Here is a 17,547-nt window from a genome sequence, read left to right as displayed (position 1 = left end):
ACACCCAGGGACGACCATGTTTCAGTAGCAACCACGATAGGCCGCTACCAGGATTTCGGGTAGGCTTATGCTATTGACAAGGCCATACCAGGAGACCCGCATGTCCACAGCCTACGTAGCCCACCAGCCCGAGCGCGCCGAGATCGATTCGGCACCAGGCATTCTCGTCCTCGACTTCGGCACCGACTGGTGCGGGTATTGCCGCGCGGCCGCGCCGGCCATTGCCCAGGCCGTCGCCGGGCAACCGGCCGCCAGGCACGTCAAGGTCGAGGACGGGCCCGGCCGGCCGCTGGGCCGGTCGTTTCGCGTCAAGCTGTGGCCGACGGTGGTCGTGCTCAAGGATGGCCAGGAAGTCGCGCGCGTGGTGCGCCCGGCCGATGCTGATACCGTGACTGAAGCGCTGGCGCAGGCGGCTGCATGAGCGTCGTCACGGCCAACAAGCCCCGCACCGTCCTGTTCGCCAGCCTGATCGGCACGACGATCGAGTTCTACGATTTCTATATCTACGCCACGGCCGCCGTGCTGGTGTTTCCCCGGCTGTTCTTCCCGACCGCCGATCCGGGCGCCGCGATGCTGCAGTCGCTGGCGACGTTCGCGATCGCCTTCTTCGCGCGCCCGGTGGGCTCGGCCGTGTTTGGCCACTTCGGTGACCGCGTGGGCCGCAAGGCAACCCTGGTTGCCGCGCTGCTCACGATGGGCCTGTCGACCATTCTGATTGGCCTCTTGCCCACCTACGCCCAGATCGGCGTGGCCGCGCCCCTGCTGCTGGCGCTGTGCCGCTTCGGCCAGGGCCTTGGCCTGGGCGGTGAGTGGGGCGGGGCGGTACTGCTCGCCACCGAGAATGCGCCGCCGGGCAAGCGCGCCTGGTACGGGATGTTCCCTCAGTTGGGCGCGCCGATCGGTTTCTTCCTGTCGGGCGGCGTGTTCCTGCTGCTGGGCGAAGTGATGACCGACGCCGACTTCTTTGCCTGGGGCTGGCGCATTCCATTCCTTGCCAGCGCCGTGCTGGTGGGTGTGGGCCTGTACATTCGCCTCAAGATCACCGAGACGCCGGACTTCCAGAAGGTGTTGGACAGCAAGGCGCGGGTCAAGGTGCCGGTCGTGACCGTCATGCGCGACCATCGCCGCGCGCTGGCACTGGGCACGTTCATCGCGCTGGCCACCTTCGTCATCTTCTACCTGATGACGGTCTTTGCGCTGAGCTGGGGCACGGCGCAGCTAGGATACACGCGCCAGCAATTCCTGCTGCTGCAACTGTTCGCGGTGCTGTTCTTTGCGCTGACGATTCCGCTGTCGGCGCTGCTGGCCGACAAGCGGGGCCGGCGCACCGCGATGATGCTCGTCAGCGGGGCGATCGCGCTCTTTGGCCTGCTGTACGGGCCGCTGTTCGGGGCAGGCGGCGCGTGGTCGGTCGGCGCCTTCATGGTCCTGGGCATGTGCCTGGTCGGCTTCACGTACGGGCCGCTGGGCACGCTGCTGGCCGAGCTGTTCCCGGCCGAGGTGCGCTATACGGGCGCGTCGCTGACCTTCAATTTCGCCAGTATCCTGGGCGCGTCGGTGGCGCCGTATATCGCGCTGTGGCTGGGCACGAACTACGGGCTGGAATATGTCGGTTACTACCTGAGCGGCGCGGCGCTGATCAGTCTGCTGGCGCTGATCCTGGCCCGCAGCCTGATACCGCACACGGCGAAGGCGTGAACGAACGCCGCTTCGGCACGCTGACGGGACGTGCGCCGCACGTCTCCGATTCGGCGTTCCTGGCGGCGCTGTATCTGGCGACGCGGCCCGACCTTGGCGCGTTGCCGGTGCCGCGCAGCGTGATCGAGGGCATCGCGCAGCACCAGCAGCAACTGCAGGTCGCGGAGTATGCTCGGCGCTATCCCGCTGCCGAAACGTGGCTGCTGACCGATGGCAAAGAGGCGCTGGGACGGGTGGTGCTGGACTGGACGAGCGACACGCTGCGCGTGGTCGACCTGGCGGTGGCACCCCAAGCCCGCCGCCACGGCGTCGCGCGCACGGTGCTGGCGGCGCTGCAAGACGTTTGCCGGGGGCAGCGCACGATGACGCTGCGTGTACGCTGTGAGAATACCGCCGCACGCGCGCTGTACGCGGCGTGCGGTTTTACCGTCGTGCGGGACGACGGCGCGACGCTGGAGCTGGCCTGGGGTTGAGCCGGTGTTGCGCGTCTAGAACGAATAGACCATCGTCAGCGAGGTCTGGGTATCCGTATTCTTCTTGTCTTCAGGCACGCTGCTGTCGTTGCGAACGCTGAAGCCCGCCTTCATCTGCATGCTGCCGTTGATCTTGGTCGACAGCGATGTCTCGGCTACCGAGTGGGTATTGGACGTGCCTTTCTCGACGCTGAGCGTCTGCGCAAAGAACGCCGACGGGCTGACCTGCCAGCGGAACTGCGCCGCGCCGCGCACGGTCAGGCCGTCTTCTTCTTCGTCCGTCTCGCGCTTGCCATTGAAGTAGCCCGGACCGATCTCGACGTCGAGCGTCTTGTCCGGCGCCGTGTACCAGCGTGAACCGTAACCAACCGACAGTGACGAGTAGCGCACGTAGGCGCCGAACTTGTCATTCACGTGCGAGCCCAGGATGAAGGCGCGGCGTCCGTCGCCCAGCAGCTTGAACGAGGCCTTGGCCGAGGTGGCCCAGCGCTCCGCCGACCGCGCGCGCAGCAGTTCGCCTTCTTCGTTCTCGTACTCGTCTTCCTTGAAGTAGCCGCTGGCAATGAATTCATGGCTCCAGTCCGACGTTTCGTGGCGGGCGTCGATCTTGCCCGTCACCGACGTGCCACTCGTGTTGCCGGACGTGTTGATCGCGCCGAGCTCGGCCGAGGTGAACCAGCCACCATCGGGAATTGCCGGCATCATGACTTTGAGCGGCGCATGGACGTCGCCAACCTGGGGAAGATCGGGGGCCGCGTTGGCCGCGCCGTGGACGCTGACAACGAGCAGCGCCAGGATCGGGGATAGTTTCATCAGCATCCGTTGAGAAGCATGGGCCGCACTGCACCAGACCTGCGCAGGGCAACCGGCCCATCGTTCGTGAATCGTTCATGAATCGTGCGCGGCAGACAGGTTGCCGCGAGTTGGCCGATATTGTAACGCATAGGCTGCGCGATGCGGCGTGCCTGGGCACCCGGATCGCGCCGCGCACTGGCATTCAAGCCCCGACGTAGGCGATCTTGAACGCGAACAGCGCGGCGATCACCCAGACGACCGGTTTCACGTCGCGCGCGCGGCCCGTCAGCAGCTTCAGTACGGCGTAGCTGATGAAGCCGAACGCAATGCCCTCGGCGATCGAGTACGTGAACGGCATGCCCAGCGCGGTGACGGCCGCCGGAATGCTTTCGGTGGTGTCGCTCCAGTCGACTTCGCCCAGGTCGGCCAGCATCAGGCAGGCAACGAACAGCAGCGCCGGTGCGGTCGCGTAGGGCGGCACGACCGAGGCCAGCGGCGCGATGAACAGGCACGCCAGGAACAGCGCCGCAACAGTCAGCGCCGTCAGGCCCGTACGGCCGCCCACCTGCACGCCGGCCGCGCTTTCGATGTAGGCCGTCGTGCTCGACGTGCCCAGCATGCTGCCAGCGACGATGGCGCCGCTGTCGACCAGCAGCGCCTTGTTCAGCCGCTCCATCTTGCCTTCGACCAGAAGGCCCGCGCGGCGCGCCACGCCCATCAGGGTGCCCGTTGCATCGAACAGCTCGACCAGGAAGAACACCAGCACCACATTCAGGATGCCGGCCGCCAGTGCACCCGGAATATCCAGCGCGAACAGCGTCGGCGAGATGGGTGGCGGCAGCGAGAACACGCCCTGGTAGGTATTGCCGCCGAAGAAAAAGCTGAGCACGGTCACCAGCACGATGCCGACCAGGATCGCGCCGCGCACCCGCAGGCGGTCCAGCGCGACGATCACGAAGAAGCCCAGCACGGCCATCATCGCCGCCGGCTGGTGCAGGTCGCCCGCCTTGACGAGCGTGGCGTCGCTGGCGACGACGATGCCGGCGTTCTTGAGTGCGATCAGGGCCAGGAACATGCCCAGTCCGACCGTGATGCCGACCCGCATCGAGCGCGGAATGCCGTCGACGATCATCGCCCGCAGGCCGACCATCGTGACGAGGATGAACAGGCACCCCGAGATGAACACGGCGCCCAGCGCCGCCTGCCAAGGGATGCCCATGCCGAGCACGACGGCGTAGGCGAAGTAGGCGTTCAGGCCCATGCCGGGCGCCATCGCAATCGGGTAGTTGGCGTACAGGCCCATCAGGGCGGTGCCACCGGCGGCGATCAGGCAGGTTGCGACGAATACGGAGGACTTCGGCATGCCGGCGTCACCCAGGATCGATGGATTGACAAAAATGATGTAGACCATCGTCAGGAACGTGGTCAGGCCCGCCATGAGTTCGGTGCGGACGGTGGTGTTGTTGGCGCTGAGTTGGAAGAAACGGTCGAGCATGGTGATCCTGCAGATTACGGTAGGGCGAAGCATATCATTGCGCGCCGACGGGACGGCGACGGATGGCGACTGTCAGCGCCCATGCCAGGGTGTTACCATGCCGGCACGATTCTTTTTTCATTTTCATTCTCCGACTTCAGACATGCCAAAAAACAAGCGTCCGGTGCCCCGCACCTCGAACAACACACGCGAACCGGACACCAATGCCCAGGCCCAGGAAATGGCCGATCTGGCGCTCGAGATTGCCGAGCGCGAAGACCTGGAAACGGGCGAGCCCGACACCGTGCGTCGCGACCAGCTCGTCCTGGCGGTGCGCAAGGCCGTACGCAAGAAGCGCGACGAGGTCCTGTACGAGGCCATCGAACTGGCCCGCTACACCGATCCGCTCGCCTGCCGCGTGCTGCGCGGGTGCATCGAAGAAGAAGCAGCGACGCTGCGCGTGGGGCGCGAAGGCGGCCCGGAACACGAAATCGATGCCTTCATGGTGCCGCTGTTCGTGCGCAGCGAGGGCGGATTGGTGGCGCAGGAACTGTTCCAGGACGAAGCGGCCTTCGAGGCGCTCGTGGCCAGCTTCCAGAATGGTGGCCTGGACAGCCCGGATGCGCGCGTGATCCTGCTCCAGCACGCGTTCGACCTGGGCGAGATTGACCATATTGCCTACGGCACGCTGCACGAGATGCTGCGCGAAGCCGCCGCGTCGCTGATGGAAAAGAAGCTCCAACCGGCCCCGACCATCGCGGCAAGCATGCGCGGCTGGACCGGCGAGCCGGTCGCGCCCGACGAAACAGCGCTCGAACTGCGTTTCCTGCTCGGCTTTTCGTTCAAGCGCAGCGACGATGCCTTCTACCGGATTCCGAAGGACGAGGCCGGCAGCGACGCCTATTTCACCGCCCGCATGGACCGCTACCGTGACTGGACTGTGGCGGCGGCGCCTCTGGTGGCGCGTTGCCTGGCCGCCGACCCTGATCGGCTCGACCTGAACTTTTTGTATCAGGACCTGTTCTACGGCGCCAAGGAGCAAGGCGTGGCCGAGCTGGCAACGCTTGGCGTGCTGGCCGACATCAAGGGTCTGCTGCAGGCCAAGGACCTGGCACCGGATGCCGTGCATGCGGCCGTCGCACCCATCGATATGGGCGAACACATCCTGCTGCGCGCGAACCTGTATGCGCTGGATGGTGGCCAGCCATGGGGCAGCGTCGAGAAGCCGGTCGATCTGGCCGCCGATCTGGTACTTGAGGTCGACGAATTGTGCGACGCGCTGCTGTCGCTTGGCCTCGAAGGCGTGTCCATTGCCGTCGGCTTCAGCGATGATGGCCATGCCGAAGGCGCCGAGCCATACCACCCAGGCTGAGCTGCGCAACCTGGCCGGGCGCATTTCAAGCTGCGCTTGGGCAGGTTGCAGGTACTGGAATTGCCGATCTGTTGTGCAGCGCAACCCGTCTGGACTTCCGATTTTTCGGCGTGACTTTTGGTGAGTTTCGTCAAGATTTTCACCTGTATTCGTAGTGGAACTTCCTGTCGCGCTGTAGGACGCCACTGACAGGAAATCATGTCAAAAATCGACTTCTCCTATGAAGCTCGACAAAAATCTTCCACGGTCGTGTTACATTTCCTGAAATATTGCCCTGCACAAATCAAAAAATTAAGAAAATTGCATGTTACGATCCCTCCGTCCGGCCAGGTTCCCGCGCGCAAGCAGCGGTGGTCCCGAGTAGAGAGAGAAGAACCGTCCGGCTGCACAATTACCAACAACTATAGCGCCACCAAGGCGAAAGGAAAATTCACATGCCGACCCTCATCGTGTTCTGCCATCTCCGCTGGGATTTCGTGTTTCAACGCCCCCAGCACCTGATGACACGTCTGGCTCAACACTACAAGATTCTCTTCGTCGAAGAGCCGATGCACACGGACGGCGAAGCGCGCCTGGAAAAGATGGAAGTTGCCGACAACATCACCGTCTGCCGTCCGCATACGCCGATTCATCAGTGGGGCTTCCACGATGACCAGCTGCCAACGCTGCAAAACCTGCTGGCCGACCTCGTCCCAGCCGGCGAAGAGCCGATCGTCTGGTTCTACACGCCGATGGCGCTGCCACTGCTGCAAGGCCTGAAGCCATCGAAGGTGATCTACGACTGCATGGACGAACTGGCGATGTTCAAGAACGCGCCGAAGCAGCTGCTGCAGCGCGAAAGCGCCTTGCTCAATATCGCCGACGTGGTCTTTACCGGCGGCCCGAGCCTGTACCAGTCCAAGCGCGACCGTCACGCCAACGCGCACTGCTTCTCGAGCAGCGTCGACGCCGGCCACTTCCGTCAGGCACAGGATGCCGCGATTTCGCATCCTGACCAGAACCACATTCCGCATTCGCGCCTGGGCTTCTACGGCGTGATCGACGAGCGCTTCGACGTCGACCTGGTCTCGAGCATGGCCGATGCGCATCCGGAATGGCAAATCGTCCTGGTAGGTCCAGTCGTCAAGATCGATCCGGCAACGCTGCCGAAGCAGGCCAATGTGCACTACATGGGTCAGCGCACCTACAATGAGCTGCCGCAATTTCTGGCCGGCTGGGATGTCTGCCTGCTGCCATTCGCGATCAACGACTCGACCAAGTTCATTAGCCCGACCAAGGTGCTGGAATACATGGCAGCTGAACTGCCATCGGTGTCCACGCCGATCACCGACGTCAAAGTGCCATACGGTGATGTGGTCGAGATCGCCGAATCGTACACTGACTTCATCGCGGCCTGCGAGCGCCAGCTGGCGCTGACGCCCGAAGCCCGTGCAACGATGGCAGCGCGCATGCGTGATGTCGTGGCCGGCACGTCGTGGGATCTGACCGCGCGCAGCATGCACGAGCTGATCGACAGCGCCGTGCGCAGCAACAAGGTCGAGCGCTTCTTCGCCAGCAACCAGGAAGCCGTGCCAAGCACGCCAGATCTGGTCGCAGTTGCCCACGCTGGTTAAATCCGGCAGCGCGTGATTGAAAAAGGGCCGGTGTCGCAGGACACCGGCCCTTTTTACGTGGAAGCCTGTCGCTTGCTATGTCATGTGCCGCAGCACGTCCTCGACGGCTTCCACCGTCGCCGGCTTCGTCAGGTGCGCATCGAATCCGGTCTGCGCGGTGCGTTCGCGGTCGGCTTCGCCGCCCCAGCCGGTCAGTGCCACCAGGCGCACGGCGGCGTAGCGGGTATCGGCGCGGATCGCGCTGGCCACCTCGTACCCGGACATGCCCGGCATGCCGAGATCCAGAAACACGACATCGGGCATGAGCATCGGCAGCATCCGCAGCGCCTGATGGCCATCGTTGGCGACCGGCGCGGTGTGGCCCAGCATCGACAGCAGCGCGGCCAGGGTTTCGGCCGCGTCGCGGTTATCGTCGACCACCAGCACGCTGCAGGGCGGCACCGCACCGGCAGGGGCCGCCCGGGTTGCTGGCAGCGCTGCACCAGCAAGCCCGCTGGCAATCGGCAGGCGCACCGTAAACCGGCTGCCTGCATTGGTCCCGGCGCTGTCGGCGTGCACGCTGCCGCCATGCAGTTCGACCAGGCTGCGCACCAGCGACAGGCCAATGCCCAGGCCGCCGGAGCCCGGTTGCTGCGCCTGGCCAACCTGCGTGAACATCCGGAACACCGCTTCCAGCGCTTCGCGCGCGATACCGATGCCGTTGTCGGTCACAGTGATGACGGCGTCGTCGCCGTCGCGTTCGACGCGCAGCGCGATGCGCCCGCCCTTGGGCGTGTAGCGCGCGGCGTTGTTCAGCAGATTGCTGATGACCTGGGTCAGGCGCGTGGGGTCGGCCAGCAATGGCAACGGCATGCTGGGAAGGTGCACATCGAAGCTGTGGCGCGCCGCCTGGAGCAGCGGCATGCTGGTCTCGACGGCTGCGTTCACGACCGTGGCCAGATCGAGCGGTTCACAGCGCAGCTCGACCTGGCCACGCTGGATGCGGGCAACATCGAGCAGGTCGTCGACCAGCAGCACCAGGTGGTCGAGCTGACGGCCCATGATCTCATGTACGCGGCTGACGGCGTCGGCGTCGCCTGGCGCGCGCCGGATGAATTGCAGCCCGCTGCGGATCGGCGCCAGCGGGTTGCGCAACTCGTGCGCCAGGGTGGCGAGAAATTCGGTCTTGAGCCGGTTGGCCTCGGACAGGTCGGCCGCCATCTGGCGCAGCGCGGCGTCCGACTGGCGCCGTTCTGTCACGTCGGTAAACAGCACCGCGAGACGGTGCGTCAGTGGTCCGCCCAGGCGCGTGGCGTACACGTCGAACCAGCGCGACAGCCCCTTTGCCTCGTTTTCGAAGCGCACCGGCTCGCCCGTGCTGGCAACGCGCCCGTAGATATCGAACCAGTGCTGTTCGTGACCCGGCACCATGTCACGCATGGTCTTGCCGACCGCGTCGACGAGGCCCGTGTGCTTGATGAACGCCGGATTGGTTTCAATGAAGCGGAAGTCGCATGGCGCGCCATTGGCGTCGAACAGCATATCGATCACGCACAGGCCTTCGTCGATCGAGTTGAATACCGTACGGTAGCGTTCCTCACTCGCGTGCAGTTGCTGCTCGGTCTCGCGCTGGCGGGTGGCGTCGATGATGACGCCGCGCACGGCTGCGGCCACGCCGTCCCCGTCCGTGTCGACATGACCGCGCGCCATCACCCAGCGCCAGCTGCCGCCCGGCAAACGGATCCGGTAGGTGGCGCCATAGGCGCTGCATGCGGCGATCGCGGCGCTGATCTCGGCAGTTGTCGACTCGACGTCATCGGGATGGATGGCGGCCAGGTAGCGGGCCAGCGGCGCACTGCTGCGCTCGTGGCGGGGCACGCCAAACAGGTCGGCCACGCGCTCGTCGGCCTCAACGCGATCGGCGCCGATATCCCACGACCAGATGCCCAGCTCGGCAGCTTCGATGATGCGCGCGAGGCGCCGGCTGGTGTCGTCGAGCGCCACCTCGGCGCGTCGGCGCTCGATCTGTGTGTCGAAGGCAGCAGTGTAAAAGCGCGCTTTGGCGCGCAGGATCGTCGGCGAGAGTGGTTCTGTGAGTACGGCAATGACGCCGGCGTCGTACAGCGCCTCGTGCGACATCGGCAGCGGCAGCGGCAAGCCCATCGCGACGATGGGCGTCAGGCTCGACCGTGCATTGCTGCTCACGGCGGTCACGACGGCAAGCATGCCTTCAGCGTCACCCGCGTAGCCGACCAGCACCAGGGCGAAATCCCGGCGCTGTACCTGCGCCAGGCCCTCTTCGAGGGAAGTCGCATGCACGACCGCCCTGCCAAGTTCGCGCGCGACCTCCGTCACGACCGGATCGACGGTGGCATGCTTGCAGATGAACAGGATACAACTACTAATGAGACTGTCGGGACAGTCGTTCTGAGTGTTCAACATGCGCCTGGCTTGCGAGTGTGTTTACTCTGACAATCTAATGCGCTGCTGAGCAAGTGTCAATGACAGTCTTGCTAGCAAACAATTCGACAGGCGCCGCTGGCGCCCGCCGGCGGCGCCACCGTATTACGGCTTTTCAGGCACCTGCTGCGATGGTACCGGGGTCTTCAGTGCCTCCGGCAGTGAATCGTCGATGCCGTTGCCCGGGGCCTGGCCGATGCGCCGTGCTTCATCGGAGTGCTGATCCAGACTGACTTCCTCGGCAACATCGAAGCGGCCGTCTTCGAAACCTTCCTCGCCCGGCAGCAGGTTTTCGGAGCGTTGTTCCTGCCCGCCGGTCGGTACCGGCGCGTCCGGCTTGCGGTCGGATTGTTCTTGATCGGTCATGATAATCTCCACGTCTGGTTTGATATGCGCCAATTATGTCGCAGCAACCGGGGGCAGGGCGCACGTCAACATCAGCGGCTGCTTGCATTGCGGGCGTGGCCCGCCGGTGGTCACGCGTTACGTGAATTTTATGCTCGGGAAATTGTCGCTCAGCTAGAATGCCCGCTGTTTCCTTCACTGTATCGTCATCATGTTCCGATTGTCCTTTGCCGGTATCGTCGCCCGGGTTGCATTCGCCGGCGCGCTGCTGGCCTCCGCGGCCGCTCAGGCCGCGAGTTGCCCTGTCCATTATCTCGACGGCCGTCCGCCGGAAATCCAGAACCAGAAGCTGGCCGTGTCCACGCGCGAACTGTGTTACGGCGTATTTGGCGTCGTGCATTCCGGCGTGACCCGCACGCCATTGTGGTCCGCCGAATATGTGCGCGCCGATAATCTCAAGCGTGCCCAAGGGCTCGACCGGGACGATAAATTCCACGCCGAGTCGCGTCTGCCGCGGGGCCAGCGCGCCGAGCTGTCCGATTATGCCCGCAGCGGCTTCGACCGCGGCCACCTGGCGCCGAACGCGAACATGCCCGACCGCCGCACCCAGCGCGAAAGCTTTTCGCTCGCCAATATGGTCCCGCAGGACCGCGATCATAACCGCAAGATCTGGGCGCCGATCGAAGGCGCCGTGCGCACGATGGCAAAGAAAGAAGGCGAGCTGTACGTGATTACGGGGCCGGCATTTTTGGGCACGAGCCTGAAAAAAGTCGGCAACGTGATCGTGCCGACCCATCTGTACAAGGTGGTCTACAGCCCGCGCCAGCGCCTGGGCGCGGCCTGGCTGACCGAAAACCGGGCCGATGCCCCGATCAATGTCGTGCCGGTGGCGGAGCTCGAGCGGATCGTCGGCATCGAATTGCTGCCGTCGCTGAGCTCGAAGCAGAAGGAACGCATGCTGCGCCTGCCGACGATCAAGCCATCCAAGAAACGTTCATAACACGGAGGATCCATGAGCAAGAAAAAACCCGTCAGCTTTGTCCCGTTCGCCAATGAAGCCGATGTCATCGGGATCGGCGACCTGACCCTGGAAAACCGGCTCGACCGCATCACGATCTCCGGCGACGTCGACCTGACTGCGGACGTGCCCGGTCTGACGCACGCCCGTCGCCTGCACGCCGTACTGGGCGACATCGTCGCCGCGCTGGAAGCCCGCGAGTCCTCTGGCGAGTTGCCGGCGCAATTACCGCCGCCTGAAGTCAAGACGATCGACAATCCATTCGCCTGACGCATGTGTCAGGCAGAACTAAATTTCCGCTCGTCAATGGTGTGCGAGTTCCACCGAGAATAGAGTAATGTTGACAACATAGCGCGAACGAAAGAGGCGGCGTCGCCGCCCGCGCACGACCTACTATTTCGGAGGAACGACCATGCAACATACCCTCGTCGCGGTGTTCGATAACCGCACTGATGCACAAAACGCCATGAACGAATTGCTGTCATCGGGCTTTACCCGCACCGATGTGCGACTGTCGACCGCCGATGCAGACACGATTGGTCAGAGCGATAGCCTGAACGCATCGTCCGATCTGGATACGACCCGCAGCGCCGATGGCGACACGGGCATCACGGCCAGCATCAAGAATTTCTTCGGCGACCTGTTCGGTTCGGATAACGCCGAACACGCCAACCGTTACGAAGGCGCGGTCAACCGCGGTAGCCATGTGCTGACGCTGGTGGCGAGCTCGCTGCCGGAAGTCGAGCGCGGCGCCGACATCGTCGAACGCTACGGTCCGACCGACATCGATGAAACCTCGAGCGGCACGCCAGATCTGGCCTCGACCGGCTTTAGCAGCGGCGCAATGCACGCTGGCAGCACGATCGGCATGCAGCAGGCATCGTCGATGTCGGCGCAGTCGAGCTCGACCCCAACCTCGACTGGCGCTGGTTCGGTGCAAGCCGCAGCGATCCCGTCGCTGGACAATCCAGGCGACCGTCAGTTGTTCCAGCACCAGGAATCGCTGGGCACGTCCGATCTGACCAACTCGACGCACCAGGAACCACTGGGCCAGAGCGGCCTGACCGCCACTGGCGGGACGTCGCTGCAAGGCTCGACCCTGCGTGACACGGCGATCCAGGGTTCGGCTCTCGATGGTTCGATCCGCCAGGGTTCGACCGCCGTTGACCGTGGCGACTCGCTCCAGCGCGATACGACGATGAGCAACACCAGCAACACCAGCGGCGTCGGTAGTGCAGGCACCAGCGGCACCCAGTTCACCGACAAGCAGCGTAACGGCGTGCGCATCTTCTCGCGCGGCCAGTCCGATGCAGCTCTGGGCACGGCGCCGGGTTTTGATTCGGGTTCGGGCAGCAGCGCGATGGGTTCCCTGAACAGTGACGACACCTATTACCGCAATCATTTCGACACCACGTACGGCGCGACTGGCGCATCGTACGACGAGTACGCACCTGCGTACAGCTATGGCAGCGAAGCTGCCCGCAGCGGCCGTTACACCAACGGCGCCTGGGACGATATCGAAACCGACCTGCGCAACGACTGGGACAGCCGCTACGCGACCGGTGGCGAGCCATCGACCTGGGAAAAGATGAAGGCCGCCGTGCGTCACGGTTGGGAGCGCATGACCGGTGACAACGACGACGATCAGTACCGCAGCCACTACGACAGCACCTATGCGTCGACCGGCGAAAAGTATGACGACCTCAAGCCGGCCTATTCGTACGGCACCGAAATGCGCCGTAGCGAGATGTATCGTAACCGTCCATGGGACGATGTCGAGACCGACCTGCGCACTGGCTGGGACAGCCGCATCGACGGCACCCGCGAATTTTCCACCACTGGCAGCGACAGCAGCGAGCCATCGGCCTGGGATCGCGTTAAGAACGCCGTGCGTCATGGCTGGGACAAGATGACCGACGACAATGACGACGACATCTACTACCGCAACCACTGGAATTCGGTCTACGGCAGCACCGGCGGCGCCTACGACGAATTCCGTCCGGCCTATAACTACGGCACCGAGATGGCGCGTGAAGAAAAGTACCGCAACCGTCCATGGACCGAAGTCGAAGCCGATCTGCGCAGCGATTGGGACAACCGTTATCCGGGCGAGCAATCGACCTGGGACAAGATGAAGTCGGCGGTTCGTCACGGCTGGGAACGCATGATGCGTTAAGCCTGTCGGGTCATTGACAGAAGTAAGAACGGCGCCTGTTGGCGCCGTTTTTTTGTTTCATCCGCGGTATCCCAAAGGTTTGGCGTAGGGTGGTAGAGTGACCGGGACGCGCACTCCGGGACGCGCTGTCACGCCGCCTCGGTCATCGGCAGGCTGATCCGGTTGCGCCCCAGGTGCTTGGCCCGGTACAGGGCTGCATCCGCAATCGCGACCAGCTGGTTGGCATGGTTGTCCGGCCCGGCGATGGCCGTGGCCGCACCGATCGACACGGTGACGTGGCCGGCGGCGAAGCGGCATGGCAACTGCAGTTGTTCGACCCGGCTGCGGATGCGCTCGGCCACGATGGCCGCGCCCTTGAGCGACTGGTTCGGCAGCACCACGGCGAATTCTTCGCCACCGTAGCGCGCCACCAGGTCATTGGCCCGCATTTCGCTGGCCACGGCGCGTGCAACGCGCTTCAGGCATTCGTCGCCGCCCAGGTGGCCATGGGCGTCGTTATAGGCCTTGAAATTGTCGACGTCGACCATTAACAGCGAGAGCGGCTGCACCTGACGCAGTGCGCGCGCCCATTCCGCTTGCAGCGTGTCATCGAAGCAGCGCCGGTTCGCCAGGCCTGTCAGGCCGTCGCGGGTTGCCAGTTGCTCCAGCGCCGCCTGGGCCATCTTTTCATCGGTCAGGTCGCGCAGGGTTTCGACCACCGCCGACAACTGGCCGTTGGCGCCGAAGATCGGACTGGCGTCTGCCGCCAGGTAGCGCCGGCGGCCGGCGCGCGGCATGTCGCACCAGCTCTCGATGGACAGACCCGGCGTGGCGCGCCCGGCATCGGTCGTGGCAGCCAGTGCCTCGCCTGCCTGAGCCGGATCGCAACCGGTGCGCAGGACGAGATCGGCGAGGGTGGGCCGCTGGACGTCGTAGAAGCTGCGCCAATGGTCGCCCGTGCCAAGCACTTCGGGCGCGGGCACACCCGTCAGCTGCTCACAGGCACGGTTCCAGATCGTCACGCGCGCATGGGTATCGAGCACGAAGACCGGTACCGACAGGCTTTCCATCAACTGACCGACGAAGGCGACGTCCTGGAGCAGGGCTGTCGGGTATGCCGCGCTGCTGCTTGTGTTGATCATGAGCAGTCCTCTGCGAGTGGTAGCGCTTCGGTTTGCGGCAACCGGGTAGCTGCCGTCAGGAACCGATTCTGCTACTCGCATCAAGACATGCTATTGATCTTTAGCAAGGAGGTTTGAGCGTTGTGTTTAACGTACACGGTTGTGCGGTCGCACGCCGCTCATCACACGCCGCTCATCACACGCTGATCATGCAACCACGGCCATTTCCGCAGCAAGTTCGGCAGCGGGATTCCTGACTGGCAGTGACAGGGACCAGCGCCCGGCATGCCCGGCGGTGGCAACGACGCGCAGCACGCCGCCCATGGCGCGGATCTGGTCGATCAGCTCGGCCGGCAGCGAGGCGACTTCGCCAGGGGCGCTGGCGCAGCCATCGATCTCCAGGCCGAGCGAGCTCGCGTTTTCCAGCAGGCGCACATGCAGTTCGCCGTGCTGGACGCGCGCAGCAGTGGCGAGCACATCCTGCAGCACACGAAACACGGCCAGCCGCGCGGCGCGATCCTGGCTGGCGCGCGAGCTGGGGTCGACGCCGGCCTCGAAACGATAGCGCATGCCGTACAGGTGCGCGTGCTCGGCCAGGCAACGTTCGAGCGCGTGGCGCAGGCCATCGCCCGGACCGAAGCCGCGCAAGCCGCTCGCTACCGCGCGCACGGCGCCGATCGCACCGTCGATGTGCGCCATGGCGCTGTCCAGGCGACTGGCCAGGGCCGGCGCCTGGGCCGTGGCGGCGCTGTCGTACAGGTTCGAGAGATCGGCGCGCAGGGTCAGCAGGCGGCGCCCCAGTTCGTTCTGCAGTTCGCGCGCGATCCGCGTGCGTTCACTGTCGCGGACATCTTCGTTCTGGCGCACCAGGCGGTAGACGACGTCGTGGTTGTCCGCCAGTGCCTGCTCGGACTGCGCGCGCGATTCCCGTTCAGCCGCCAGTTGCCCGTGCAGGGCCCGGGCCCTTTCCTCCAGGCCCATGCTGCGGCGCAGGCTCAGGCATGCCAGCACCAGCGCCGCCATCGTCACCAGGATGCAAGCCAGCAGTTCCGGCGCGGCGCTGCGTAGGGGCATCGGCACCATGAAATACGCGTCACTCGCGCTGGCGCCGCTGGCGACGAAGGGCAAGGTCACCAGCAAAAAAGTCGGTTTGTTCATGATTGCCCTCGTCAAGGTGTTGTAAGTTTCCGTAAGAACTTACCGCTCCGCTCATGTAGGAATATTGTTCAGTCTCAAACCTGACGTTTCCGACACCGTCTCAGCGACCGGCCACTTCCGCTGCGCCGGCCAATGCGCCGCGCTATAATGGAAGGTTGACGAGAGGCTTAACGTGACTTACAGCATTAAAGAGATCTTCTATACCTTGCAGGGAGAGGGTGCCCACGCTGGCCGGCCAGCCGTATTCTGCCGCTTTTCCGGCTGCAATCTGTGGACTGGCCGCGAGCAGGACCGCGCCACATCGATCTGCCAGTTCTGCGATACCGATTTCGTCGGCACCGACGGCGAGCGCGGTGGCAAGTTCAAGGAAGCGGCGCTGCTCGCCGCCGAGATCGACGGCCTGTGGCCTGCTACCTATCCGGCTAGCAAATATGTCGTATTTACGGGTGGCGAGCCGCTGCTGCAGCTCGACCGCGCCCTGATCGACGCCATGCACGAGCGCGGCTTCACCATCGCCATTGAAACAAATGGCACGCTGCCGGTGCCCGACGGCGTCGACTGGATCTGCGTCAGCCCCAAGATGGGCTCGACGCTGGTCGTTGAAAAAGGTAGCGAGATCAAGGTGGTCATCCCGCAAATCGGGCAAGACCTGGCCGCCTACGAGCGGCTCGACTTCGACCATTTCTTCGTGCAGGCCATGGATGGGCCGCTGGCGGCGCAGAATATCCGCCTGGCCATCGAGACCTGCCGCGCCAATCCGAAATGGAAGCTGAGCCTGCAGACCCACAAGCTGCTCCAGATTCCCTGACTTATCCACTCCATTACCTAGTAAAGCAGCAATGTTGACCATTACCCGCAAGCTTGAATTCGATGCCGGACACCGGATTCCCGACCACAAGAGCCAGTGCCGCAACCTGCACGGGCATCGCTACACCCTCGAGATCACGCTGACCGGCGAAGTCATCGACGCTGACGGAAATTCCGACAACGGCATGATCATGGATTTCTCCGACGTCAAGGCACTGGCCAAGCAGCATCTGGTCGACGTGTGGGACCATGCTTTCATCGTGTACGAAAAGGATGACAAGGTGCTGGATTTCCTGTCGTCGCTGCCCGATCACAAGACCGTGGTGATTGACCGTATCCCCACGGTGGAAAACCTCGCGCAAGTGGCCTTCACGATCCTCAGGACCGTGTTCATCGACCGCTTTGGTACCGGCCTGCGCCTGCACAAGCTCGTGCTGCACGAAACGCCAAATTGCTGGGCCGAGATTACCGATGCCTGACATGCCGTCCGCAGTCGTGCATGACCATGCTGCGGATGCGGCGCACGCGCGTTTCATGGCGCTCGCCCTGGCCCAGGCGCAACTGGCGTGGGACCGTGGCGAAGTGCCAGTCGGCGCTGTCGTGGTCAAGGATGGCGAAGTCATCGCGACCGGTTTCAACCAGCCGATCAGCGGCCACGACCCGACGGCGCATGCCGAAATCGTGGCGCTGCGCGCCGCCGCCGACAAGCTGGGCAACTACCGGCTGCCTGGCTGCGAGCTGTATGTAACGCTCGAGCCGTGCATCATGTGCTCGGGCGCGATGATGCATGCGCGCCTGGCGCGTGTCATCTATGCGGCAACCGACCCGAAGACCGGCGCCTGCGGCTCGGTCGTGAACCTGTTTGACGAGCCATCGCTGAATCATCACACCGACGTGGTCGGCGGTGTGATGGCCGATCAGGCCAGCAGCCTGTTGCGTGCCTTTTTTGCCGAACGGCGTGCATTGGCAAAGAAGGCCAGCCCGGTCTGACCCTTCGCGGGTGAGTTGGCTGGCGCTGCTGTCCAACCTTGATCGGCACCGGTAGGCGCGGTAAGATGTTTCCAGATTCCACACACGTC

General features: G+C 64.2%; 17 protein-coding genes. 11 read left to right on the top strand and 6 right to left on the bottom strand.

Going from position 1 to position 17,547, the window contains the following annotated elements; translation table 11 throughout:
- Window positions 1-100: 100 nt before the first annotated feature.
- Genes AC1MGT_RS00190 through AC1MGT_RS00180 form a run of 3 tightly spaced genes read left to right on the top strand, consistent with a single transcriptional unit; the run spans window position 101 to window position 2,171 of the window.
- Window positions 101-421, top strand: a complete 321-nt coding sequence (locus AC1MGT_RS00190) for a thioredoxin family protein (protein WP_499502355.1) — start codon at window positions 101-103, stop codon at window positions 419-421.
- Window positions 418-1,698 carry an MFS transporter gene (locus tag AC1MGT_RS00185; RefSeq protein WP_499502354.1) on the top strand — a complete coding sequence of 427 codons (1,281 nt, stop codon included), beginning with the start codon at window positions 418-420 and terminating at the stop codon, window positions 1,696-1,698. Before AC1MGT_RS00190 ends, AC1MGT_RS00185 begins: the two co-directional genes overlap by 4 nt.
- Window positions 1,695-2,171 (top strand): GNAT family N-acetyltransferase, encoded by a 477-nt coding sequence (locus AC1MGT_RS00180; protein ID WP_499502353.1) that lies wholly within the window; start codon window positions 1,695-1,697, stop codon window positions 2,169-2,171. Before AC1MGT_RS00185 ends, AC1MGT_RS00180 begins: the two co-directional genes overlap by 4 nt.
- A 15-nt stretch (window positions 2,172-2,186) precedes the next feature.
- On the opposite strand, the gene AC1MGT_RS00175 is transcribed toward AC1MGT_RS00180, so the two are convergent.
- Together AC1MGT_RS00175 and AC1MGT_RS00170 are read right to left on the bottom strand one after the other, a co-directional pair.
- Window positions 2,187-2,990 (bottom strand): DUF481 domain-containing protein, encoded by an 804-nt coding sequence (locus AC1MGT_RS00175; RefSeq protein ID WP_499502352.1) that lies wholly within the window; start codon window positions 2,988-2,990, stop codon window positions 2,187-2,189.
- 178 nt (window positions 2,991-3,168) lie between these two features.
- A complete protein-coding gene (locus tag AC1MGT_RS00170) occupies window positions 3,169-4,461 on the bottom strand; it encodes an NCS2 family permease (RefSeq protein ID WP_499502351.1) in 1,293 nt (430 codons plus the stop codon).
- Window positions 4,462-4,603: 142 nt separating this feature from the next.
- On the opposite strand from AC1MGT_RS00170, the gene AC1MGT_RS00165 reads away from it, so the two are divergent.
- Together AC1MGT_RS00165 and AC1MGT_RS00160 are read left to right on the top strand one after the other, a co-directional pair.
- Window positions 4,604-5,812, top strand: a complete 1,209-nt coding sequence (locus tag AC1MGT_RS00165) for a hypothetical protein (RefSeq protein WP_499502350.1) — start codon at window positions 4,604-4,606, stop codon at window positions 5,810-5,812.
- Window positions 5,813-6,246: 434 nt separating this feature from the next.
- On the top strand, window positions 6,247-7,425 hold the full coding sequence (locus AC1MGT_RS00160; protein WP_499502349.1) for a glycosyltransferase: 1,179 nt from the start codon (window positions 6,247-6,249) through the stop codon (window positions 7,423-7,425).
- Window positions 7,426-7,500: 75 nt separating this feature from the next.
- On the opposite strand, the gene AC1MGT_RS00155 is transcribed toward AC1MGT_RS00160, so the two are convergent.
- Both AC1MGT_RS00155 and AC1MGT_RS00150 read right to left on the bottom strand, forming a co-directional pair.
- Entirely contained in the window at window positions 7,501-9,846 is a 2,346-nt protein-coding gene (locus AC1MGT_RS00155; protein ID WP_499502347.1) for a hybrid sensor histidine kinase/response regulator, read from the bottom strand.
- A 123-nt stretch (window positions 9,847-9,969) separates the two neighbouring features.
- Window positions 9,970-10,230, bottom strand: coding sequence for a hypothetical protein (locus AC1MGT_RS00150; RefSeq protein WP_499502346.1), 261 nt, complete (start codon window positions 10,228-10,230; stop codon window positions 9,970-9,972).
- Window positions 10,231-10,420: 190 nt separating this feature from the next.
- Here AC1MGT_RS00150 and AC1MGT_RS00145 point away from each other — a divergent pair, with 190 nt between their 5' ends.
- The 3 genes from AC1MGT_RS00145 to AC1MGT_RS00135 all read left to right on the top strand — a co-directional run bounded on the left by AC1MGT_RS00145 (window position 10,421) and on the right by AC1MGT_RS00135 (window position 13,403).
- Complete coding sequence (locus AC1MGT_RS00145) at window positions 10,421-11,209, top strand: DNA/RNA non-specific endonuclease (RefSeq protein ID WP_499502345.1); 789 nt, start codon at window positions 10,421-10,423, stop codon at window positions 11,207-11,209.
- A 12-nt stretch (window positions 11,210-11,221) separates the two neighbouring features.
- Entirely contained in the window at window positions 11,222-11,497 is a 276-nt protein-coding gene (locus AC1MGT_RS00140) for a hypothetical protein (protein WP_499502344.1), read from the top strand.
- 142 nt (window positions 11,498-11,639) lie between these two features.
- Window positions 11,640-13,403 carry a hypothetical protein gene (locus tag AC1MGT_RS00135; RefSeq protein ID WP_499502343.1) on the top strand — a complete coding sequence of 588 codons (1,764 nt, stop codon included), beginning with the start codon at window positions 11,640-11,642 and terminating at the stop codon, window positions 13,401-13,403.
- Window positions 13,404-13,531: 128 nt separating this feature from the next.
- On the opposite strand, the gene AC1MGT_RS00130 is transcribed toward AC1MGT_RS00135, so the two are convergent.
- Window positions 13,532-14,452: a GGDEF domain-containing protein gene (locus AC1MGT_RS00130; protein WP_499504356.1), complete on the bottom strand. Its 921-nt coding sequence runs from the start codon at window positions 14,450-14,452 to the stop codon at window positions 13,532-13,534.
- Window positions 14,453-14,710: 258 nt separating this feature from the next.
- Window positions 14,711-15,661 (bottom strand): histidine kinase, encoded by a 951-nt coding sequence (locus AC1MGT_RS00125; RefSeq protein ID WP_499502342.1) that lies wholly within the window; start codon window positions 15,659-15,661, stop codon window positions 14,711-14,713.
- A 172-nt stretch (window positions 15,662-15,833) separates the two neighbouring features.
- On the opposite strand from AC1MGT_RS00125, the gene queE reads away from it, so the two are divergent.
- The 3 genes from queE to tadA are packed head-to-tail and all read left to right on the top strand — an operon-like array spanning window position 15,834 to window position 17,458.
- The gene (gene queE / locus AC1MGT_RS00120; protein ID WP_332532050.1) at window positions 15,834-16,469 is read left to right on the top strand and encodes a 7-carboxy-7-deazaguanine synthase; all 636 of its coding nucleotides are present in this window, start codon (window positions 15,834-15,836) and stop codon (window positions 16,467-16,469) included.
- Between the two features lie 31 nt (window positions 16,470-16,500).
- Entirely contained in the window at window positions 16,501-16,947 is a 447-nt protein-coding gene (gene queD, locus AC1MGT_RS00115; RefSeq protein WP_499502341.1) for a 6-carboxytetrahydropterin synthase QueD, read from the top strand.
- Window positions 16,940-17,458: a tRNA adenosine(34) deaminase TadA gene (tadA, locus tag AC1MGT_RS00110; RefSeq protein WP_499502340.1), complete on the top strand. Its 519-nt coding sequence runs from the start codon at window positions 16,940-16,942 to the stop codon at window positions 17,456-17,458. The genes queD and tadA overlap by 8 nt, the downstream gene beginning before the upstream one ends.
- The last annotated feature ends 89 nt before the right edge of the window (window positions 17,459-17,547 follow it).

It is taken from the genome of Telluria sp. BA11 (assembly GCF_056680305.1).
Note: the sequence above shows the minus strand (reverse complement) of the source record. Positions and strands in the feature narration are given on the sequence as shown.